16 protein-coding genes are annotated in these 20745 nt (G+C 68.2%); 4 read left to right on the forward strand and 12 right to left on the reverse strand.

The window, feature by feature from the left end; genetic code table 11:
- The first annotated feature begins 316 nt into the window (after positions 1–316).
- A complete protein-coding gene (locus tag VL15_RS23245; RefSeq protein WP_048248801.1) occupies positions 317–781 on the forward strand; it encodes a rhodanese-like domain-containing protein in 465 nt (154 codons plus the stop codon).
- Positions 782–896: 115 nt separating this feature from the next.
- Here the strand turns inward: VL15_RS23245 and VL15_RS23250 are convergent, their stop codons facing one another.
- The 5 genes from VL15_RS23250 to hrpA all read right to left on the reverse strand — a co-directional run bounded on the left by VL15_RS23250 (position 897) and on the right by hrpA (position 9001).
- Positions 897–1712, reverse strand: coding sequence for a competence/damage-inducible protein A (locus VL15_RS23250; RefSeq protein WP_048248803.1), 816 nt, complete (start codon positions 1710–1712; stop codon positions 897–899).
- Positions 1709–2536 (reverse strand): EI24 domain-containing protein, encoded by an 828-nt coding sequence (locus tag VL15_RS23255; protein WP_048248804.1) that lies wholly within the window; start codon positions 2534–2536, stop codon positions 1709–1711. Before VL15_RS23255 ends, VL15_RS23250 begins: the two co-directional genes overlap by 4 nt.
- Positions 2537–2647: 111 nt before the next feature.
- A complete protein-coding gene (locus tag VL15_RS23260; RefSeq protein ID WP_048248805.1) occupies positions 2648–3622 on the reverse strand; it encodes a sterol desaturase family protein in 975 nt (324 codons plus the stop codon).
- A gap of 16 nt (positions 3623–3638) precedes the next feature.
- On the reverse strand, positions 3639–4628 hold the full coding sequence (locus VL15_RS23265) for a beta-propeller fold lactonase family protein (protein WP_048248807.1): 990 nt from the start codon (positions 4626–4628) through the stop codon (positions 3639–3641).
- A gap of 179 nt (positions 4629–4807) precedes the next feature.
- A complete protein-coding gene (gene hrpA, locus VL15_RS23270; RefSeq protein WP_048248808.1) occupies positions 4808–9001 on the reverse strand; it encodes an ATP-dependent RNA helicase HrpA in 4194 nt (1397 codons plus the stop codon).
- A gap of 23 nt (positions 9002–9024) precedes the next feature.
- Here hrpA and argA point away from each other — a divergent pair, with 23 nt between their 5' ends.
- Both argA and VL15_RS23280 read left to right on the forward strand, forming a co-directional pair.
- On the forward strand, positions 9025–10404 hold the full coding sequence (gene argA, locus VL15_RS23275; protein WP_048248810.1) for an amino-acid N-acetyltransferase: 1380 nt from the start codon (positions 9025–9027) through the stop codon (positions 10402–10404).
- A 49-nt stretch (positions 10405–10453) separates the two neighbouring features.
- A complete protein-coding gene (locus VL15_RS23280) occupies positions 10454–10729 on the forward strand; it encodes an oxidative damage protection protein (RefSeq protein ID WP_006478357.1) in 276 nt (91 codons plus the stop codon).
- A 139-nt stretch (positions 10730–10868) separates the two neighbouring features.
- Here VL15_RS23280 and VL15_RS23285 read toward each other — a convergent pair whose 3' ends face one another.
- The 3 genes from VL15_RS23285 to VL15_RS23295 all read right to left on the reverse strand — a co-directional run bounded on the left by VL15_RS23285 (position 10869) and on the right by VL15_RS23295 (position 15329).
- The gene (locus tag VL15_RS23285) at positions 10869–12281 is read right to left on the reverse strand and encodes an MFS transporter (protein ID WP_048248811.1); all 1413 of its coding nucleotides are present in this window, start codon (positions 12279–12281) and stop codon (positions 10869–10871) included.
- An 88-nt stretch (positions 12282–12369) separates the two neighbouring features.
- Positions 12370–13581 carry a CaiB/BaiF CoA transferase family protein gene (locus VL15_RS23290; RefSeq protein WP_048248812.1) on the reverse strand — a complete coding sequence of 404 codons (1212 nt, stop codon included), beginning with the start codon at positions 13579–13581 and terminating at the stop codon, positions 12370–12372.
- On the reverse strand, positions 13578–15329 hold the full coding sequence (locus VL15_RS23295) for an acyl-CoA dehydrogenase family protein (RefSeq protein ID WP_048248815.1): 1752 nt from the start codon (positions 15327–15329) through the stop codon (positions 13578–13580). Before VL15_RS23295 ends, VL15_RS23290 begins: the two co-directional genes overlap by 4 nt.
- A 166-nt stretch (positions 15330–15495) precedes the next feature.
- On the opposite strand from VL15_RS23295, the gene VL15_RS23300 reads away from it, so the two are divergent.
- Complete coding sequence (locus VL15_RS23300; RefSeq protein ID WP_048248818.1) at positions 15496–16398, forward strand: LysR family transcriptional regulator; 903 nt, start codon at positions 15496–15498, stop codon at positions 16396–16398.
- Between the two features lie 28 nt (positions 16399–16426).
- Here VL15_RS23300 and VL15_RS23305 read toward each other — a convergent pair whose 3' ends face one another.
- The 4 genes from VL15_RS23305 to VL15_RS23320 form a co-directional block, all read right to left on the reverse strand.
- Positions 16427–17830 carry an amino acid permease gene (locus VL15_RS23305; protein WP_048248819.1) on the reverse strand — a complete coding sequence of 468 codons (1404 nt, stop codon included), beginning with the start codon at positions 17828–17830 and terminating at the stop codon, positions 16427–16429.
- Positions 17831–17921: 91 nt separating this feature from the next.
- Entirely contained in the window at positions 17922–18992 is a 1071-nt protein-coding gene (locus VL15_RS23310) for a porin (protein WP_048248821.1), read from the reverse strand.
- Positions 18993–19063: 71 nt separating this feature from the next.
- Entirely contained in the window at positions 19064–19450 is a 387-nt protein-coding gene (locus VL15_RS23315; protein WP_048248919.1) for a RidA family protein, read from the reverse strand.
- A 31-nt stretch (positions 19451–19481) separates the two neighbouring features.
- Entirely contained in the window at positions 19482–20696 is a 1215-nt protein-coding gene (locus VL15_RS23320) for an amino acid aminotransferase (protein ID WP_048248920.1), read from the reverse strand.
- Positions 20697–20745 lie beyond the last annotated feature (49 nt).

The raw sequence follows: 20745 nt of genomic DNA on the forward strand, positions 1-20745 counted from the left end.
CCGATTTGACCGAATTCTATAAAGCAGCTTCCGTGCCACCCATGCGCAAGATTGGCGCGAACCGCGCCGGCGCTCGCCGCGACGGGGCTGTGCTGCGCGATTCCGGGGCCCGGGGCCGCATCGGCCGCCAACCGAAGGCACCTGAATGGTGCAATCGCCGAAACGCGCCGAACTCGTTGAATCATTCTGGTGCATGCGCGTCATTCTGCACCCTTTTGGTGAACGCGTGTGCGGTGCGCGCACCGTGCCGCATACGGACATCCGGGAAGCGACGCCGCGCTAGAATGTTCGTTTGACCGACAGGAGACTCCCCGCCATGAGTACGCTCGACCAGCTTTACGCGAAGGCCGACGAACGCCGCGCACAAGGCGCGCTCAACTACGCCGGCGCACTGCTGCCGGTCGAAGCATTCGAACTGCTGCAGCTCGACCCGTCGGCGCGCCTCGTCGACGTGCGCACCCGCGCCGAACTCGACTGGATCGGACGTCCGCTCGTCGGCGACGGCCAGTACCTGCACCTCGAATGGACGCGCTACCCGGGTGGCGTGCCGAACGCCGAATTCGTCAACGAACTGAAGGCCGCCCTCCCGCCCGATACGCCCGTGCTGTTCCTGTGCCGCAGCGCCGCGCGCTCGAAGCTCGCCGCGGTCGCGTCGTCGCAGGCCGGCTTCACCAAGGCATTCGACCTGCTCGAAGGCTTCGAGGGCGCGAAGGATGCCGAAGGCCATCGCAAGACGGTCGACGGCTGGTGCTTCCGCAAGCTGCCCTGGATCGGCGCCTGACGGCACGCCCCTCCCGGCGGTTGCAACTGCACCATCGTCGAGCCGGGCGATGACATGCCGATGACGGGCCGCATTGCGCGGCCCGTGGCTTTTGTGCGTTTGATTGACGCGCCGCTCAGGCGCGCGGCAGATCGGGCTCGACGACGTCGCCGCCGAGCAAGTGCACGCCTTCGCGCAGCTTCACGAACGCGGCCGCGACCGCTTCCGGCTCGCCCTTCACGCCGAGGTCGATGTGACGGCGCGCGTAGATCCCGCCGCGCTCCGCGTCGCCCACGCTCGGCAGGCTGAACACGCGCACGCCCGGGAAATCGCGCTCGATGCGCTCCATCAGCGGCGTGAGCGTCGATTCCGGCAGCTCGAACACGTACAGCGAGCGCTCCGCGTGCGGCGTCGCATGATGCAGGTGCGCGTACTTCGTATCGAGCACCCATTCGATCATCGGCCACGCCATCACCGGAAAGCCCGGCACGAAGTGGAGATCGCCGACCGAGAAGCCGGGAATCCGGTTATAGCCGTTCGGGATGATCGTCGCGCCCACCGGGAACACGCCCATGTTGAAGCGGTGCTGGTTCTCCGGCGAGTCGAAGTCGACCGGCGTGGCCGGATCGGCGTGCGTTTCGCGGATCCGCTCCGAGATCAGCACCTTCGCTTCCGGATGCAGTTCGAGCGGCACGCCGAGCGCGGCGGCCGCGCACTGGCGCGTGTGGTCATCCGGCGTCGCGCCGATGCCGCCCGTCGAGAACACGATGTCGCCCGACGCGATCGCTCGCGCGAGCGTCGCCGTGATGCGCGCCGGATCGTCGCCGACGTATTCGGCCCAGTCGAGCGCGAGACCGCGCGCGTCGAGCAGCTCGATGACCTTCGCCAGATGCTTGTCCTGCCGGCGGCCCGAAAGGATTTCGTCGCCGATGATGATGATGCCGATGCTCATGCCTGCCCCATGTCGATTGCGGTGGCGCGCGCGCTCGCGCGCAAGTCCTCCAGCGCGCGCAGGCAATAGTGCCCGAACCACAGCGCCGAGAAGACGAGGATGAAAGCGTAAACCCAGATCATGGCCGCCGCGACGAACGGAAACAGCACCATCATCCAGACCGACGACACCCACACGAAGGTCGGCACGGTGCCGAGCAGCCCGGTCGCGACGCCGATGCCGATCAGCTGCCAGCGGTGCTGCTTCACGAGTGTACGGCGCTCGTCGCGGCTCGCGTGCAGCGCGAGCGCGTCGTAGGTCATCACGCGATACGTGAGCCAGCCCCAGATCACGGGCGGCAGCAGCGCGAAGAACGGCGGGATCAGCCACAGCGGAATCGTGACGACGAGCACGACGATGCCGGCCAGTGCCGCCCACAGCGAATTGAACACGCTGCCGAAGAAGGTGCCGCCCCGCTTCGACTCGAGCGCCGCGAACTGCCGGTTCGACAGGTGCTTGATCACGACCGGCATCGAAATCGTCGCGATCAGCAGCAGCACGGTCAGCACGATCAGCGGAATCGCGAGCGACACGACGACGAACGGCGCGACGACCGCATGCAGTTGCGACATGCCGATCGCGTCGAATGCGCGATACAGCGCGGCCGTCAGCACGAAGCCGTCGAGCGCGCCGCGCGCGGCGTCGATCAGCGTCTGCCACGAGAACCACAGCAAGACGCCCCACAGGACGGCCGAGACGAGGAACGGCATCAGGGTGAGCCAGAGCATGCGCGGATGCAATGCGCTCGCCAATGCGCGGACGAAGGAACGCAGCAGGTCGTTCATGCGGGCCTGTATCGACGGAGAAAAACGGGGAAAGGATAAACCACGCGGCCCGCATGCGCCAAAGCGCATGCGGGCCGCGTGGGAGAGGCGTTCAACGGCGGCGTAACCGGATCAGGCCGACGCCGCGCCGCGCTTCGCGGGGAACAGGCGCCGGAAGATCCGCACGAACGCGAGGCCGTGCTGCGCCCAGAAGCCTTCGCCGTAGGACACGCCCTCGACCTGGTCGCGGATGCCGGTCGGCTCGACCGTGCGGTTCCACGACGCGGTGCCGAACATCATGTCCCACCACGGGAACAGCACGCCGAAGTTGCAGCCGTACTTGGTGCCTTCGTGGCCGTAGCCGACCGCGTGGTGGCGCCGGTGGAAGATCGGGCTCACGAGCAGGCGCTCGCCGAGCCAGCCGAACGACAGCCGCGCATTCGTATGCTGGATGCTCTGCATGAAGTTCGTGAACGCGGTCAGCACGACGAACTGCGACGGCGTCACGCCGATCACGAGCGCGATCGACGCGAAAAAGCACGACTGGATCACGTCGTCGAGCAAGTGGTTGCGGTCATCGCACCACAGCGACATCTGCCGCTGGCTGTGATGGACGGCGTGCAGCTCCCACCAGATGCCGAACTTGTGCTGCCAGCGGTGATACCAGTAGCCGGCGAAGTCGAGCACGACGAGGTAGATCGCGAACGCGACGATCGGCTGCGAGGTCACGCCCGGCCACAGGTAGTCGAGGTTGAAGTTCGAGACGCCGTGCAGCCGCAGCCATGCCTGGAAGTTATCGAACACCGGCTGCAGCGCGAAGAAGAAGAACAGCGTGTAGATGCCGAGCTTCGAGATCGCCGTGTAGATCACGTCGACCCGCACGGCACGGCGGTTCTTCCAGCGTTCGACCGGCAGCAGCGCCTCGAGCGGGCGCAGCAGCGCGAACATCAGCACCATCTGCAGCGCGCCGACGATCACCCAGTACAGCGCGTCGTAGGTGTCCTCGTCATAGTCCATCAGGTTGAACTTGAAGAGGAGCGGCTGCACGACGTCGACGTACAGCCAGGTCTGGATGTCCGACACGAACGCATCGATCAGGTGCAGCATCGTTCGCCTCCGTCCGTCACGCGCCGTTCGCCGCCTTCCACGGCGCGCGGTCGTAGAAGTAGATGCCGTGCGGCGAGCGGCCGACGGAGATCGTCTGCACCAGCTTGCGCGACGGCAGATCGATGATCCCGACCTTCTTCGCGAAGCGGAACGTCACCCACAGCGTCTTCTTGTCGGCGGACAGCTCCATGTCGTCCGGGCCCGGCAGCAGGCCGGTGATGTCGCCGACGTTGGTGAGCGTGTTTTCGTCGATGATGCTGATCGTGTTCGCGACCCGGTTCGTGATCGCGACGTGCGTGCCGTCGGCGAGCGAACGGAAGTTGTGCGCGCCCTTGCCGGTCTGGATCGTCTTCACAACCTTCTGGTTGCGCCAGTCGACGACCGCCACGTAATCGGCGCCCGTCATCCCGACGAGCAGGTACTTGTCGTCCGGCGTCAGCCACAGGCCCGCCGGCACCTTGCCGACCGGCATCTTCCACTTGACCGTCTGGGTAGCGAGGTCGACCGCCGCGATCTCGCCGGACACCTGCAGCGACACGAGCACCGTCTTGCTGTCTTTCGTAAACGCGAGGTGGCTCGGCATCACCGCGAGCGGCACGCGCTTCGCGATCTTCACGTCACGGCCGTCGTAGCTGTAGATGTCGAGGCGATCGAGGCGCAGCCCGGTCGACACGAACCACTTGTGATCGGGCGAGAAGCCAAGCTGGTATGGATCCTCGATGCCTTCGACCGTGCGTTGCAGCTTGCCCGTCTTCGGATCGACGAACATCAGGCTGTTCGAGACCGAATTCGCGACGATCAGCGAACCGTTGTCGGGCGTGGCCATCAGGTGGTGCGGTTCCTTGCCGGTCGGCATCGTGCCGACGACCTGGCGGGTCTGCTGGTCGATCAGGGAAAGCGTCGCTTCGGCCGAATTGAGGACGATCACGTTATTCGCGTGTGCGGCGGGCGCCAGCACGGCGGCGGCCAGCACGAGCGTGCGGCCGAGGGAAAGGAAAGTGCGCATGAAGACTCACGTCGAGGAACAACCGTCATTGTAAAACGTTCAACCGGCCCCGCCGGTTGACGGAAACCGGCATTGCGCCACTTCGACGCACGCGGCGGCGGCCGGATCGGCCGGTGCGGCAAGCGCCGCGCGGCCGACCGTCGCCGGCCGCCGGTGCGGGCCGGGAAACCGCTGTTGCGCTAGCGCTGCATCGACTCCCAGACCTTGTGCAGCCGCTTGACAGAGACCGGCATCGGCGTGCGCAGTTCCTGGGCGAATAGCGAAATCCGCAATTCCTCGAGCAGCCAGCGGAATTCCGCGAGCCGCGGGTCGGCGACGCCGCCGCGCTGCGACACCGCGCGCTGGTACTGCTGGGCGAGCGGCAGCAGGTCGCCGGACTGCTTCGCGTCGCGCGCCGGATCGGCCTTCAGCTTGTCGATCCGCAACGCGATGCCCTTCAGGTAGCGCGGGAAGTGCGCAAGCTGCACGTAAGGCGTATCGATCACGAAGCGCTTGCCGACCAGCGCGGCCAGTTGCTGCTGCAGATCCGCGTGCGCCTGCGCGAACGGCTTGGCCTGCGCGAGTTTCTTCACGAGCCCGGCGTATTCGGCCAGGACCTGCCCGACGAGCCGCGCGATTTCCTGCGCGAGCAGGTTCACGCGGCTGCGGCCCTCGTCGCGGCGCGCATGGAAGCTCGCGTCGTCGTCGGGCAGCGGATCCTGCAGGCACGCGCGGTCGAGCGCCGTGTCGATCAGCTGGTCGCGCAGCTCGTCCTGCGAGCCGAGCGACATGTACTGCATCGCCATCTCGCGCAGGCCCGGCAGGTTCTTCTCGAGGAACTTGATCGGTTCCTTCAATTGCAGCGCGAACAGCCGCCGCAAGCCGGCCCGGTGGATGCGCGCGGCCTCCTCCGGCGAATCGAACACCTCGACGTCGCAATGCGTGCCGCGGTCGACGAGCGCCGGGTAGCCGTACAGCGTCTGGCCGCGCCGGCGGATTTCCAGCAACTCGGGGAGCTTGCCGAAATTCCACGTCGTCAGGTTCTCGTACAGCGCCGTCGCGCCGCCTTCCGCCGGGGCACCCGTCTGCGGCGCCGCACCCTTGCCGGCCTTCGCGCCGCGGCCGACGGCGGCACCGGCCGGGGCGGCAGCCGCCGGCGCCTGGCCGGCTGCCGGACCCGCATCGGTCTCGCCGCCGGTCGCGATCGTCGACGCCGCCGCGATCTTCTGGAACTGCTGCTGCGCCTGCGCGCCCAGTTCCTGGCGAAGCTGCGCGAGATTGCGCCCCATCGCGAGCTGGCGGCCGTGCTCGTCGATCACCTTGAAGTTCATGAACAGGTGCGCGGCCAGCGTCTCGAGCTTGAAGTCGGCCGTCTTCATCGCGATCTGCGTCTCGCCGCGCACGTCGGCGATCAGCGCCTCGACGAGCCCGCCCGCGCCGAAGCGCTCGCGGCCCATCCGTTCGACGAAGCCGGCCGCGTACTCGGGCAGCGGCACGCAGTGCCGGCGCAGCTTCTGCGGCAGCGACTTCAGCAGCAGCTGCACCTTTTCCTTCAGCATCCCCGGCACGAGCCACTCGCAGCGGCGCGCGTCGACCTGGTTCAGCGCGTAGAGCGGCACCGCGAGCGTCACGCCGTCGCGCGGCGTGCCGGGCTCGAAGTGGTACGTGAGCGCCATCTCGACGCCGGCCATCGTCGCGCGCTTCGGGAACAGCTCGGTCGTCACGCCGGCCGCCTCGTGGCGCATCAGGTCGTCGCGCGACAGGTACAGCAGCCGCAGCTTGTCCTCGGGCTGGCCGCCCTGCTTCACCTCGTCGCGATACCAGCGCTCGAACGCGGCGCCCGTATGGATCCCTTCCGGGAGGGCCTGGTCGTAGAACGCATAGATCAGTTCGTCGTCGACCAGCACGTCCTGGCGGCGCGACTTGTGTTCGAGCTGCTCGATGTCGGCAAGCAGCTTGCGGTTGTGCGCGAAGAACGCGAGCTTCGTGTCGAACTCGCCTTCGACGAGCGCGCCGCGGATGAACAGCTCCCGCGCGCGCGCCGGATCCTGCTTGCCGAAGGCGACGCGCCGCCGATGATAGATCGGCAGCCCGTACAGCGTCGCGCGCTCGAACGCGCTGACCTGCGCCGGGCGCTTTTCCCAGTGCGGCTCCGACAGCGATTTCTTCAGCAGGTGCGCGCCGACCTTCTCGATCCATTCGGGCTCGATCTTCGCAAGGCAGCGCGCGTAGAGCCGGCTCGTCTCGACGAGTTCGGCCGCCATCACCCAGCGGCCGGCCTTCTTCGCGAGCACCGAGCCCGGCCACAGGTAGAACTTGATCCCGCGTGCGCCGAGGTAGTGCGGATCGTCGTCGGCCTTCAGGCCGAGGTTGCCGAGCAGGCCCGTCAACAGGGCCAGATGGACCTGCTCGTAGGTCGCCTCGGCTTCGTTGAGCCGCCAGCCGTGCTCGCGCACGACGGTCAGCAACTGCGAATGGACGTCGCGCCACTCGCGCAGCCGCAGGTGCGACAGGAAGTTCTGCCGGCACGCGTCGATCAACTGGCGATTCGACTTCTTGTGCGCGACGGCGTCCTCGAACCACGCCCAGATCTTCAGCCACTGCAGGAATTCGGACCGCTCGTCGGCAAACCGACGGTGCGCCTGGTCGGCCTGCTCCTGCGCCTCGATCGGCCGGTCGCGCGGGTCCTGCACGGACAGCGCGCTCGCGATGATCAGCACCTCGCGCAGCGACTGCTGGTCGCGCGCGGCGAGAATCATCCGGCCGACGCGCGGGTCGAGCGGCAGCCGCGCGAGTTCGCGGCCGAGCGGCGTCAGCGCGTTGTCGTCGTCGACCGCGCCGAGCTCGTTGAGCAACTGGTAGCCGTCCGCGATCGCGCGGCCGGGAGGCGGTTCGAGGAACGGAAACGATTCGATCGCCGTCAGGTGCAGCGACTTCATCCGCAGGATCACCGACGCGAGAGACGAGCGCAGGATTTCCGGATCGGTGAAGCGCACGCGCGCCTGGTAGTCGCTTTCCTCGTACAAGCGGATGCAGACGCCGTCGGCCACGCGGCCGCAGCGGCCCGCGCGCTGGTTCGCGGCAGCCTGCGAGATCGACTCGACCTGCAACTGCTCGACCTTGTTCCGGTACGAATAGCGCTTCACGCGCGCGAGACCGGTATCGACGACGTAGCGGATGCCGGGCACCGTCAGCGACGTCTCGGCCACGTTGGTCGCGAGCACGATCCGGCGTGCGTTCGACGCCTTGAACACCTTGTCCTGGTCGGCCGCCGAGAGCCGCGCGAACAGCGGCAGGATCTCGGTGTGCGGCGGATGATGCTTGCGCAGCGCCTCGGCCGCTTCGCGGATCTCGCGCTCGCCGGGCAGGAACACCAGCACGTCGCCGGGGCCTTCGCGGCACAGCTCGTCGACCGCGTCGACGATCGCGTCCATCAGGTCGCGCTCGGCTTCGCGCGCGGTCTTCACGCGGTCGCGGCCCGCGGTGCCTTCGGCATGCTTCACGGCCGGGCGATCCTCCGCCACCGGGCGATAGCGCATCTCGACCGGATACAACCGCCCGCTCACCTCGATCACGGGCGCCGGGCGCTCGTCGGTGCCGAAATGGCGCGCGAAGCGGTCGGCGTCGATCGTCGCGGACGTGACGATCAGCTTCAGGTCCGGCCGCCTCGGCAGGATTTCCTTCAGGTAGCCGAGCAGGAAGTCGATGTTCAGGCTGCGCTCGTGCGCCTCGTCGATGATCAGCGTGTCGTACGCCTTCAGCAGCGGGTCGGTCTGCGTCTCGGCGAGCAGGATGCCGTCCGTCATCAGCTTCACGGACGCGCCGGGCGCGAGATTGTCGGTGAAGCGCACCTTGTAGCCGACCACCTCGCCGAACGGCGTGCCGAGTTCCTCGGCGATCCGGCGGCCGGTCGACGACGCGGCGAGACGCCGCGGCTGCGTATGGCCGATCAGGCCCGTGCCGCCGGCGCCGAGGCCGCGGCCGAGATCGAGACAGATCTTCGGCAACTGCGTGGTCTTGCCCGAGCCCGTTTCGCCGCAGACGATGACAACCTGGTGACCGGCGATCGCGCGCGCGATTTCGTCGCGCTTGCCCGACACGGGCAGGCTTTCGGGGTACGTGATCGGCGGGACGGGATTCGGCGCGACGACAGCGCGCGGCGGACGTTCGCGGCGCGGCGCGCGCGCGTCCGTTGCCTGGGGCGCGTCCGCCGTGGCCGGCTGGCGCTCGTCGCCACGGTGCTCGTCGCCGCGCGGCGGCTTGCCTGCCTGCTTTTCGTGCTGCTGGCGCGGCGGCTGGCCCTGCTGCTGGCGCGCATCGGCCGCACCATCCGGGTGCCGGGCCGACGGCGCTTTGGCCCGCGTCGGCGCGGGACTTTTAGGTACATTCGACATGGGGGCGCATTATAATCCCGCCCATGAATTCCCAAACCGACCTCCCTCCCGCCCAGACCGGCACCGCGACGCCGCCGGCCGCCGACGATTCGGCCGCCAGCCACGCGCAGTTCGTCGACTGGATGCGCTCCGTCGCGCCCTATATCCACAAGTTCCGCAACAGCACGTTCGTCGTGGGGTTCGGCGGCGAGGTGGTACAGCAGGGGCTGCTGAACGCGCTCGTGTCCGACATCGCGCTGCTGCAGGCGATGGGCATCCAGATCGTGCTCGTGCACGGCTCGCGCCCGCAGGTCGAGGAGCAGCTGAGCCTGCACGGTGTCGAATCCGAGTTTTCGCATGGCCTGCGCATCACCGATGCGCGCGCGCTCGAATCCGCGAAGGAAGCGGCCGGCGAAGTGCGCCTCGACATCGAGGCCGCGATCAGCCAGGGGCTGCCGAACTCGCCGATGGCGCACGCGCACATCAGCGTCGTGTCGGGCAACTTCGTGACCGCACGGCCGGTGGGGATTCTCGACGGGGTCGATTTCGCGCATACGGGCATCGTGCGCAAGATCGACGCCGAATCGATCCGCCATTCGCTCGCGAGCCGCAAGCTCGTGCTGCTGTCCCCGCTCGGTTTCTCGCCGACCGGCGAAGCGTTCAACCTGTCGATGGAAGACGTCGCATCGGCCGCCGCGATCGCGCTGCGTGCCGACAAGATCGTGTTCCTGACCGACGGCCCCGGCATCGTCGACGACGAAGGCGAACTGATCCGCGAAATGTCGCTCGACGCGGCGGCCGAGCTGCTCGATTCCGGCAACGTGCAGGGCGACGACGCGTTCTTCCTGAAGCACTCGATCCGTGCATGCCGCGGCGGTGTGATCCGTGCGCACCTGATTCCGCAATCGCTCGACGGCAGCATGCTGCTCGAACTGTTCCTGCACGACGGCGTCGGCACGATGATCTCGTACGAGAATCTCGAAAGCCTGCGCGAGGCGACGCCGGACGACGTCGGCGGCATCCTGTCGCTGATCGAGCCGCTCGAGTCGGACGGCACGCTGGTGCGGCGCGGCCGCCACCAGATCGAACGCGACATCGACCACTTCTCGGTGATCGAGCACGATGGCGTGCTGTTCGGCTGCGCGGCGCTGTATCCGTACCAGCAGGAGAAGATCGGCGAGATGGCGTGCCTGACGGTCGCGCCGGAAGCGCAGGGCTCGGGCGACGGCGAACGCCTGCTCAAGCGCATCGAGCAACGCGCACGGGCGCGCGGCCTCACGCACATCTTCGTGCTCACGACGCGCACCGAGCACTGGTTCCTCAAGCGCGGCTTCGTCAAGGTCAGCGTCGACGACCTGCCGGAAGACCGCCGCAAACTCTATAACTGGCAGCGCAAGTCGCTCGTGCTGATGAAGCAGCTCTGAGCGCAGGCACGACTGCCCTCCCCCAGTCCGATTACAGGAGAAGTAAACGATGGCTCGAATGATTCAATGCGCGAAGCTCGGCAAGGAAGCCGAAGGCCTCGATTTCCCGCCGCTGCCGGGCGAACTCGGCAAGCGCATTTACGAGAGCGTCTCGAAGGAAGCATGGCAAGGCTGGCTCAAGCAGCAGACGATGCTGATCAACGAGAACCGCCTGAACATGGCCGACCCGCGCGCGCGCCAGTACCTGATGAAGCAGACCGAGAAATACTTCTTCGGCGACGGCGCGGACCAGGCGTCCGGCTACGTGCCGCCGACGGAAGGCTGATGATGTGATGCGCATGGCCGGCAGCTTGCCTGCCGCGCGCTCCGGACAAAACGGCACCGTGTATCGCACGGTGCCGTTTTCCTTTTGGGGAGGTGCGATCGATGCGATCGGACCTCTCCGGCTGCGGCGCTCGCGCCGCTCAACCGGCCGGTTTCAGCGCGCCACCGTCGCCCGGCGCTTCCGCCCCGCCACTCGCGTTGTCGGCACTTTCGGCTTCGGCGCCCCATTCCGCCGCGTCGCTGCGCTCGGCCGTCGACAGTTCGTCCGCGCGGTACCCGGTGCGATTCAGCAGCGCCAGCATGCAGACGAGCGACACGAGCGCGTAAAGCCCCGACGCGACCGCGACGCCGACGATGCTGCCCGTCGCATTGAGGATCGCCTGTGCCAGCACGGGTGTGCCGCCGCCGACGACCAGCGCGCTCAGTTGATACGCGAGCGACAGGCCCGTATAACGAATGTTCGCCGGAAACACGCGCGCGAGCACGCCGCCAACCGCGCCGTAGAACATCGCCGACGGAATCGTCGAGATGCACATGCCCGCGACGGCCACCCAGTACGAACGCGTCGCGAGCGCATGGAACATCACCGGCATCAGCACGATCTCGGGAATCAGGATCCAGCACATCGCGCGACGCATGTCGACCTTCGACACAAACCACGCGCCGACCGGCTGCAGCAGGAACTGCACGACGAGCGAGATCGACAGGATGCCGAGAAATGTGCCCTGCGCGTAGCCGAGCTCCTTCGTCGCCCACGACAGCGCGAACGTGCTGCGGAAGTACGTGACGTTGATCACCGGCAGCGTGCCGGCCGCGAGCAGCACGACCACCCAGTGATCGCGCACGACGTCGCGCAGCGGCAGCTTCACCGTGCGCTTGCGTGCGAGCACGCGCTGCATGTCGGCCGACTCCTCGAGCCTCAGCCGGATCACCATGCCGATGATCACGAGCACGGCCGACAGCAGGAACGGAATGCGCCAGCCCCACATCAGGAAGGACGGCGTGGGCAGCGCGCTCAGCGCGAAGAACGCGGCCGTCGCCAGCAGGTTGCCGGTGGGCGAGCCCTGCTGCGCGAACGCCGCATACAGGATGCTGCGATGCTTCGGCGCGTTCTCGCTCGCGATCAGCACCGCGCCGCCCCACTCGCCGCCGACCGCGATGCCCTGCAGCACGCGCAGCACGACGAGGCCGGCCGGCGCCCATACGCCGATCTGCGCATAACCGGGCAGCAGGCCGATGCCGGTCGTCGCGAGGCCCATCATCACCAGCGTGATCACGAGCGCGGTCTTGCGGCCGACGCGATCGCCGAGATGCCCGAACACGATCCCGCCGAGCGGCCGCGCGGCGAAGCCGGCCCAGAACGTGACGAATGCGAGCAGCGTCGCGACGCCGGGATCCATCGTGCTCGAAAAGAACACCTTGCCGAACACGAGCGCCGCGGCCGTGCCGTAGATGTAGAAGTCGTACCACTCGATCGTGGTGCCGACGAACGCCGCGAAGGCGGCGCGGCCGGGCCGCAGCGGCGCGGCGGGCGGGGATAACGGACGGCTCATCGATGTCTCCAGGTTTGTGATCGGGGGCGCGACTGTCGCGCGCCTTTCCCGGGTGGCCGGCATGACGCTGCCGGCCGGCGGCGTCGTGTCAGTCGGGCGGTGCCTGGTCGGGCGCCGTTTTCAGCACGCCGGCATCGAGCAGTTGCTGCTGGAGCGCGCGATCGACGCCGAGTCGATCGAGCACCGCGCGCGTATCGCGGCCGAGCGCGGGCGGCGGCGAACGATAGGTGGCCGGCGTACGCGACAGCTTCACCGGCGACGCGGTGCCGCGATACGCGCCGATCTCGACGAACAGGTTCCGGTGCAGCGCATGCGGATCGTGCGCGACGTCGGCCACCGTGCGCACCGGCCCGCACGGCACGCCGGCCGCCATCAGGTCGCGCGCGAGCGGCTCGCATGCGTGCGCGGCGAGCCGCGCTTCCAGTTCGGCCTTCAGCTCGGGCCGGTGCGCGCAGCGGCTGCGGTTGTCGACGAAGCGTGGATCGCCCGCGAGCGCCGGCGCGCCGAGATGCGCGACGAGCCGCGCGAACTGCCGGTCGTTGCCGACCGCGAGGAAGATCGGCACGGTCGCCGTGCGGTAGCTGTCATACGGTGCGATGTTCGGATGCGCGTTGCCGCTGCGCGCCGGCACGCGCCCCGAGCCGAAGAAGTTCGGCAGGTGCGGATGCAGCAGCGACACGCCGCAGTCGTACAGCGCGATGTCGACCGACTGCCCGCGCCCGCTCTTCTCGCGCTCCGCGAGTGCCAGCAGGATGCCCGCGAGCGCGTTGAGCCCCGTGACCATGTCGACGATCGGCAGGCCGATCCGCATCGCGTCGCCGTCGTGCTCGCCGTTCACGCTCATCAGCCCCGCCATCGCCTGGATCACCGCGTCGTAGCCGGGCAGCCCGCCGAGCGGACCGTCCGCGCCGAAGCCCGTCACCGCGCAGTGGATCAGCCACGGGAAGCGCGGCTGCAGGTCGCGCGCATAGTCCATCCCCCAGCGCGCGAGCGTGCCCGGCTTGAAGTTCTCGACGAGCACGTCGGCCTCGTCGAGCAGGCGCCACAGGATCGCGCGCCCTTCGTCGCGCGACAGGTCGAGCGCGAGCCCTTCCTTGTTGCGGTTGACGCCCGTGAAGTACCACGCGGTATCGCCGAGGAACGGCGGCCCCCAGCCGCGCGTCTCGTCGCCGTCCGGCGGCTCGATCTTGATCACCGTCGCGCCGTGGTCGGCGAGCGCCTGCGTGCAGTACGGGCCGCCGAGCACGCGGCTCAGGTCGACGACCTTCAGGCCGTCCAGTGCGCCACGCGTCGCGTTCATCGCTCGACCTCCGGCAGCAGGTCGAGCGCCATGTCGAGCGAGATCGGCGCGCCGCGCAGCAGCGCGTCGAACGCGGCCGATTCGTCGTCGCGCGGCGCCGGCGCGAGCGGATCGACCGGCAGCAGCTTGTGGCGCACGACCAGGTGCGCGAGCGCGAGGCGCCGGAAATCCGGCGCGAGCCGCACGCCCTCGCAGGCCATCAGCACGGCCGCGCTCGCGTAGTACAGCGCGGACGCGGCCTGCCGCACGCGTGAGTCGTCGCCTGCGTCCGCGACCCGCGCGAGCGCGTCGCATGCGCGCGAGAGAATGCGCCGCAATGCCGCGCGGCTTGCATCGGGCAGCGGCGCCGCACCGAGCCGGTCGCCGAGGAACGCGCGCAGCGCGTCGAGCGCATGCTCGCGCTGCGCGGCCCGCGCGACGTCGAGCGCGACGATGTTGCTCGTGCCTTCCCAGATCGAACCGAGATGCGCATCGCGCACGACCCGCGCGTCGCTCCATTCCTCGATGTAGCCGGTGCCGCCGCGCACCTCCATCGCATCGCCCGTCACGCGGCGCGCATCGCGGCATGCGCGGAACTTGATCAGCGGCGTCAGGATCCGCACGCAGCGCGCGGCCTGCTCGTCGCCCGCATCGGCCTGCGGCAGCAGCAGCGCGATCTGCATGAACATCGCGCGTGCGGCCTCGGCCGGCAGCAGCATCTTCATCAACTGGCGCTGCATCAGCGGCATCTCGATCAGCTTGCGGCCGAACGCGTCGCGGTGCGCGGCGACGTGCAGCGCTTCGTTCAGCGCGCGCCGCATCAGCCCCGCCGCGCGCACACCGTTCGACAGCCGCGACATGTTGATCATGTCGGCCATCTGGTGAAAGCCGCGGCCGATCTCACCGATCAGGTAGGCCTGTGCGCCTTCGAGCGCGATCTCGCCGCTCGCCATCGAACGGCTGCCGAGCTTGTCCTTCAACCGCACGATCCGGTAGCGGTTGCGCGTGCCGTCCGGCAGCGTCTTCGGCAGCAGGAACAGCGCGAGACCCTTGATGCCGTCCGGCGCGCCGTCGGGCCGCGCGAGCACCATCGCGAGATCGGCGTCCGCGTTCGAGCAGAACCACTTGTCGCCGGTCAGGCGCCATACGGTCTCGCCGTGCGCGTCGGTCTCGCGCGCCGCGCGCGTCGCGATGCGGCCGACGTCGGAGCCGGCCGCCTGCTCGGTCATGAACATCGCGCCCTGGTACAACGTGTCGAAGTCACGCGACGCGAGCATCGGGAGGTAACGTTCGACGAGCGCCGGATCGCCGAAGCGGCGCAGCGTGCGTGTCAGCGAATCGGTCATGCTGACCGGGCAGCACAGCCCGAATTCCGCCTGCACGAACAGGAACGTCAGCGCGTACTTGACGAGCGGCGGCCCGGATTCGGGCCCGTGGCTCAGCGACGCGAGCCCGAGCTCCGAATACGCAACGCGTTCGAGCGCGACATACGCGGGATCCTTGTCGATCCGCTGCACGGCCTCGCCGCGCCGGTTGCGGTGCTCGAGCACGGGCGGGTGCTTGTCCGCGCGCGATGCCCACTCGTCGAGCTCGCCCGACACGCGCGCGCCGAGCGCGCGCAGCCGCGGTTCGAGTTCCGCATAGTGCGCATCGCCGAGATGCAGCTTCAGCAACGCACCGAGGTCGGGATCGGCGGCGAAGAAATTGGTGCCCCGGCTGTCGGGGATATTGGTTGCGCCGGCGTCCGGCGTGCGAGCGGTGTCGTTCATGCGTGCGTCTCCTGGGTTGCCTGCACGTCGGCCGGACCCGGCGCCGCGGCCGGCCCTGTGCAAAGCCTTTCGCAGAGCGTAGGCGCGCGATCGATAAGCGTCCAATACAGGATTTATCCGGTACGATAGATATCGCTTATCGATGCCGACGCCGGGAGGAGACACCATGGAACTGAGGCAGTTGCGCTACTTCGTGGCGGTCGCCGAGGAGCTGCATTTCGGGCGCGCGGCGAAGCGCCTGTTCATCTCGCAGCCGGCGCTGAGTTTCGACATCCGCAAGTTCGAGGACGCGCTCGGCGTGCAGCTCTTCTCGCGCACCAACAAGACCGTCGCGCTGACCAACGCGGGCGAGGTGCTGCTCGGCGAGGCGCGCCGGCTGCTGCTGCAGGCGGCCGAGGCCGAGCGCCTGACGGTGCGTTCCGCATCAGGTCTCGCGGGCCGGCTGCGGATCGGCTTTGTCCACTCGATGCTGTATCGCGGGCTGCCCGATGCGGTGCGGCGCTTCGAGGCCGACTACCCGGGCGTCGAGGTCGTGCTGAGCGAGATGAACACGCACGCGCAGGTGCTGGCGATCCAGCGCGGCCAGATCGATCTCGGTTATGCGCACTGGGGCCATTTCCCGCCCGAGGTCGAATCGGCGCCCGTCTACGTGGAACCGTTCGTCTGCTGCCTGCCGGCCGCGCATCCGCTCGCGCGTCGCAAGCAGGTCGCGCTCGCCGCGCTCGCGGCGGAACCGTTCATCCTGTTTCCGCGCGAAGCGGCGCCGCACTATCACGACCTGATCATCGCGCAGTGCGTGAACGCGGGTTTCAGCCCGCTGATCCGCCACGAGGCGCGGCTGTGGCAGACGATCCTGTCGATGATCGAGTTCGGGATGGGCGTCGCGCTGGTGCCGCGCGTGCTGCAGCAGGTGAAGAGCGACCGGCTCGCGTTCCGGCCGCTGAAGGATGCATCGCTCGAATCGCGCACGCTCGCGCTGAAGCGCAGCGGCACCGCCGAACCGGTTGCGCTGCGCTTCGCCGACTACGTGCGTGCGTCGATCGACGCGCTGCCCGCGTTCGCGGGCTGACGCGCCACGCCGGCTACTTCGCTTCCGGCTAGAGCGCCGGCTGCGCGCGCCGATACCAGACCGCGTACACGATCGACAGCGCGACCAGGAACGGAATGCCGAAGATCAGCGTCATGTGGAATTCAGCCGTGAAGTAAGTCGTAACCATCACCGCGAGCATCAGGCCCGCGCCGAGCAGCGTCAGCAGCGGGAAGCCGCGCATCCGGAACGCGGGCGCCGGCAGGCCGAGCGCCGCACGACGTCGCCGGAAGCAGTAGTGCGTGACGAAGATCATCATCCACGTGAACAGCGCGCCGAACATCGACACCGACATCATGATCGTGAACGATGCATCCGGATACAGCACGCTCAGCACCGTCGCGAGCGCGATGCCGAGCGTCGACAGCATCAGCGCGCCGAACGGCACGCCGCGTGCGTTCACTTCGCCGAGCGCCTTCGGCGCATGCCCCGCGCGCGACAGGCTGAACATCATCCGCGTCGTGATGTAGAGCTGGCTGTTCATCGCGGACAGCGCGGCGATCAGCACGACGAAGTTGATCAGCCCGGCCGCGCCCGGCAGGTGAATCGCCTCCATCACCTTCACGAACGGGCTCTCGTCGCGCCCCGCCGCCGTCCACGGGACGATCGCGAGCATCAGCGCGAGCGTGACGAGGTAGAACAGCACGAGCCGCACGATCGTCGAGCGGAACGCGCGCGTGACCGCGCGCTCGGGATCCTCCGCTTCGCCGGCCGCGACCGCGATCATCTCGATGCTCAGATAGCTGAAGATCGACACGATCACCGCGACCCACATCCCCCACATGCCCTTCGGAAAGAAACCGCCGTGATCCGTGTAGTGGTGGAAGCCCGCGCGTGCCGCGCCGCCGCCGACCAGGCCCGGATTACCGAACACGACATACGCGCCGAGCCCGATGAAGCCGACGATCGCCGCGATCTTCACGACCGAGAAGCCATACTCGACCGCGCCGAATACATCGACGCTGCGTGCGTTGATGAACACCAGCAGTGCCGAGAAACCGACGATCCACAGCCAGCCCGGCACACCGGGCAACCAGTACTTCATGTACAGCGCGATCGCGGTGACCTCGGTGCCCACCGCGAGCACGATGCACGCCCAGTATGCGTAACGCACGAGGAACCCGGCCCACGGACTCACGTAATGTTCGGCGTATGCGCCGAACGAACCGGAGGTCGGGTGCGCGACCGTCATCTCAGCGAGACAGCCCATCAGCAGCAGCGAGATGAACGCGCCGATCGCGTAGCTGACGAGCACGCTCGGGCCCGCGAAGCCGATCGCGAAGCCGCTGCCGAGAAAGAGACCGGTGCCGATGGCGCCGCCGATCGCGATCATCGCCATCTGCCGCGCGGAAAGCGTGCGGCGCAGGCCTTGCTCGCGCGCCGCGATATGCTGGAATTGCCCTTCAGGTTGCATTGAATGACCTCGTACGAAAGCGATTGTCTGGTCGAAGCGTCGATGGCGCGCGGCACGGCGCCGGTCCGGCCGGCCACCGCGCGCCGCGCGCTCAGAACATGTGGCGCAGGCCGGCTGCGACGCCCGTCTGGTTGCCGCGTCCGGGCATTTCGGTGAACGCGCCGCCGGTTACGCGGTTGTAGTCGACCGTCGCGTAGACCTGCGTCGCCTTCGACAACGCGTACTCCGCCTCGAGCACGCCCGTATAGCGCTTGCCGCCGTTGCCGGCGACCCCGTTGACGTTGCGGATGTCGTCGTAATACGCAACGCCCGTCACCGACACGGCCGGCGTGACCTTGACGCTCGCGCCCGTGTAGAAGATCGCGTCGCGGCGCGGGTTGTCCGCGAACGAACCGTAGGTCACCTGGCGGCCGGGTGCGTTCAGCAGCGCCTCGTCGAGCACGCCCGAGCGGTCGATGCCGCCGAGATAACCCGCGTACAGCGTCGCCGCGCCGAACGCGTAGCGCGCGCCCGCGCCCCATGCCTGCTGGGCGCGGCTGTTCAGGTCGCGCACCTGCTGGTACGTCGCGCCGACCATCAGCCCGCCCTGCGTATACGACACGTGCGTGCCCCAGTATGCATTCGCGCCGAGGCTGCCCGCGACGCCGCCGAAGCCGTAGCTCGCGCCGACGTTCAGCCCGCCGAACGTGCCGTCGTAGCTGACGACGTTGCTCGCGCGGCCTTGCGTGAGGAAGTACGGCCACATGTTGGCCGTGTAGTTGCCGACCGTCAGCGGATCGAGATCGCCGAACAGGTTGAACGCCTCGGTCGCCTGGCGGCCGAGCTTCACGGTGCCCCAGTCGCTCGCCAGGCCGACGTACGCGTAGCGGCCGAACAGCGCGCCGTCCAGTTGCCCGTTCTGCGGCTCGAAACCGCTCTCCAGCTGGAAGATAGCCTTCAGCCCGCCGCCGAGCGCTTCGCTGCCCTTCAGCCCCCAGCGGCTGTTCGTGATCGCGCCATTGGTCATCTGCACGCTGGCGTCGTTCGACGCGTCGGCATGCGTCGTATAGCGGATGCTCTGGTCGACGATCCCGTACAGCGTCACGCTGCTCTGCGCCATTGCACCGCTCGCGGCAAGCGCACCCGCCATCATTGGCAGTGCGAATCGATTGATACTCTTCATGTTCTCCTCCAGTCCTTTTATCGGTTCTTGATGATGGTGGTGACTGCACGCCGCGTCACGCGGCGTTCCTGCTAGGTGCGCGCTGCCGGCAGCGCGACGTACGCGACGAGCTCGACACGCATCGCCGGATGCGCGAAGCCCTGCACGCCGACGCACGTGCGGTTCGGATAGGGTTCGCGAAAATGGCGCCGGTATTCGGCGTCGAATTCGGGCATCGCCTTCACGTCGGACAGGTAGACGAGCACCTGCGCGACATCGTCCATCGTCGCGCCGGCCGCCGCGACGGCTTTCGCGAGATTCGCGAGCGTGATGCGCGCCTGCTCGGCCATCGTGTCGCCGGCGATCGCGCCGGATGCGTCGACCGGCCCGTGACCGGTAAACATCAACCCGCCCGCGCGGGTCGCCCACGAGAACGGTTGCGCGAGCTGCGGCAAGTCGACCGGGATCATTTCTGCCATCGTGTCCTCCTTCGGATCGGGAATGGGAAGCTCAGGCAGCCTGCCGCGATGCGCCGCCGAGCACATCGGCAAGCGCGTTCGCCACGGCGTCGAGGTTTGCGTCGTTCAGGCCCGCGATGCACATGCGGCCCGAACGCAGCAGATAGACGCTGTGCAACGCACGCAGCCGATCGACGTCGGCCGCGGCGATGCCGGTGTAGCTGAACATCCCGCGCTGCGCGACGAATGCATCGAACGCACGGCCCGGCAGACGCGCATCGAGCCGTGCCTTCAGCTCGCTGCGCATCCGCTTGATGCGCGTGCGAATTTGCCCGACTTCGTCTTCCCACTGCGCACGCAGCGCGTCGTCGTTCAGCACCGTCGACACGAGTTGCGCACCGAACAGCGGCGGGCTCGAATAGGTGCGGCGCACGCCCGCCTGCAACTGGCTCAGCACCGTCGCGGCCTCGCCCGCGTTCGCGCAGACGATCGACAATCCGCCGACGCGCTCGCCGTACAGCGAGAAGTTCTTCGAGAACGAGTTGCCGACGATCGCGGGCAGGCCCGCATCGACGATCGCGCGCACGGCCCATGCGTCGTCGGCGAGACCATCGCCGAAACCCTGGTACGCCATGTCGAGGAACGGGATCAGCCCGCGCCGCACGAGCACGTCGATCACCTCGCGCCATGCATCGCGGCCCAGGTCGAGCCCCGTCGGGTTGTGACAGCACGGCTGCAGCAGCACGACGCTGCGTGCCGGCAACGCGTCGAGCGTCGCAAGCATCGCGTCGACGCGGATGTCATTGCGCGCTTCGTCGTAGTACGGATAGGTATGCACGTCGAGGCCGGCCGCCGAGAAGATCACGCGATGGTTGTCCCACGTCGGGTCGCTGATCCAGATCGCGCTGTCGGGGAAATAGCGCTTCACGAATTCCGCGCCGAGGCGAATCGCGCCCGAGCCGCCGAGCGTCTGCAGCGTCGCGATGCGCCCTTCCGCGAGCGCGGCGCAATCGGCGCCGAACACGAGCCGCTGCACGCCCTGCCGATATGCGGCGAGCCCTTCCATCGGCAGATACGTGTGCGGCGCACCGGCTTCGCGCAAACGCTCGGCCGCGATGCGCGTGCTGTCGAGCACCGGAATCCGGCCCGCTTCGTCGTAGCAGAGACCGATGCTCAGGTTGACCTTGTGGGGATGCGCATCCTGCTGGAACGCCTGGAACAGCGACAGGATCGGATCGCCCGGATAGGCGGGAATGTGTTCGTACATGGCGGAATGACGGTAGGCGTTGAAGGCGGCGGCGCGACCGGCGGCATGG

It is taken from the genome of Burkholderia cepacia, assembly GCF_001039005.1.
Classification (GTDB): Bacteria; Pseudomonadota; Gammaproteobacteria; order Burkholderiales; family Burkholderiaceae; genus Burkholderia; species Burkholderia theae.

Coding starts and splice junctions, on each gene's coding strand:
- VL15_RS23320 (WP_048248920.1), bottom strand. CDS start 20,696: ATGTACGAACACATTCCCGCCTATCCGGGCGATCCGATCCTGTCGCTG.
- VL15_RS23300 (WP_048248818.1), top strand. CDS start 15,496: ATGGAACTGAGGCAGTTGCGCTACTTCGTGGCGGTCGCCGAGGAGCTG.
- VL15_RS23280 (WP_006478357.1), top strand. CDS start 10,454: ATGGCTCGAATGATTCAATGCGCGAAGCTCGGCAAGGAAGCCGAAGGC.
- VL15_RS23285 (WP_048248811.1), bottom strand. CDS start 12,281: ATGAGCCGTCCGTTATCCCCGCCCGCCGCGCCGCTGCGGCCCGGCCGC.
- VL15_RS23290 (WP_048248812.1), bottom strand. CDS start 13,581: ATGAACGCGACGCGTGGCGCACTGGACGGCCTGAAGGTCGTCGACCTG.
- VL15_RS23310 (WP_048248821.1), bottom strand. CDS start 18,992: ATGAAGAGTATCAATCGATTCGCACTGCCAATGATGGCGGGTGCGCTT.
- VL15_RS23255 (WP_048248804.1), bottom strand. CDS start 2,536: ATGAACGACCTGCTGCGTTCCTTCGTCCGCGCATTGGCGAGCGCATTG.
- VL15_RS23250 (WP_048248803.1), bottom strand. CDS start 1,712: ATGAGCATCGGCATCATCATCATCGGCGACGAAATCCTTTCGGGCCGC.
- VL15_RS23295 (WP_048248815.1), bottom strand. CDS start 15,329: ATGAACGACACCGCTCGCACGCCGGACGCCGGCGCAACCAATATCCCC.
- argA (WP_048248810.1), top strand. CDS start 9,025: ATGAATTCCCAAACCGACCTCCCTCCCGCCCAGACCGGCACCGCGACG.
- VL15_RS23315 (WP_048248919.1), bottom strand. CDS start 19,450: ATGGCAGAAATGATCCCGGTCGACTTGCCGCAGCTCGCGCAACCGTTC.
- hrpA (WP_048248808.1), bottom strand. CDS start 9,001: ATGTCGAATGTACCTAAAAGTCCCGCGCCGACGCGGGCCAAAGCGCCG.
- VL15_RS23245 (WP_048248801.1), top strand. CDS start 317: ATGAGTACGCTCGACCAGCTTTACGCGAAGGCCGACGAACGCCGCGCA.
- VL15_RS23265 (WP_048248807.1), bottom strand. CDS start 4,628: ATGCGCACTTTCCTTTCCCTCGGCCGCACGCTCGTGCTGGCCGCCGCC.
- VL15_RS23305 (WP_048248819.1), bottom strand. CDS start 17,830: ATGCAACCTGAAGGGCAATTCCAGCATATCGCGGCGCGCGAGCAAGGC.
- VL15_RS23260 (WP_048248805.1), bottom strand. CDS start 3,622: ATGCTGCACCTGATCGATGCGTTCGTGTCGGACATCCAGACCTGGCTG.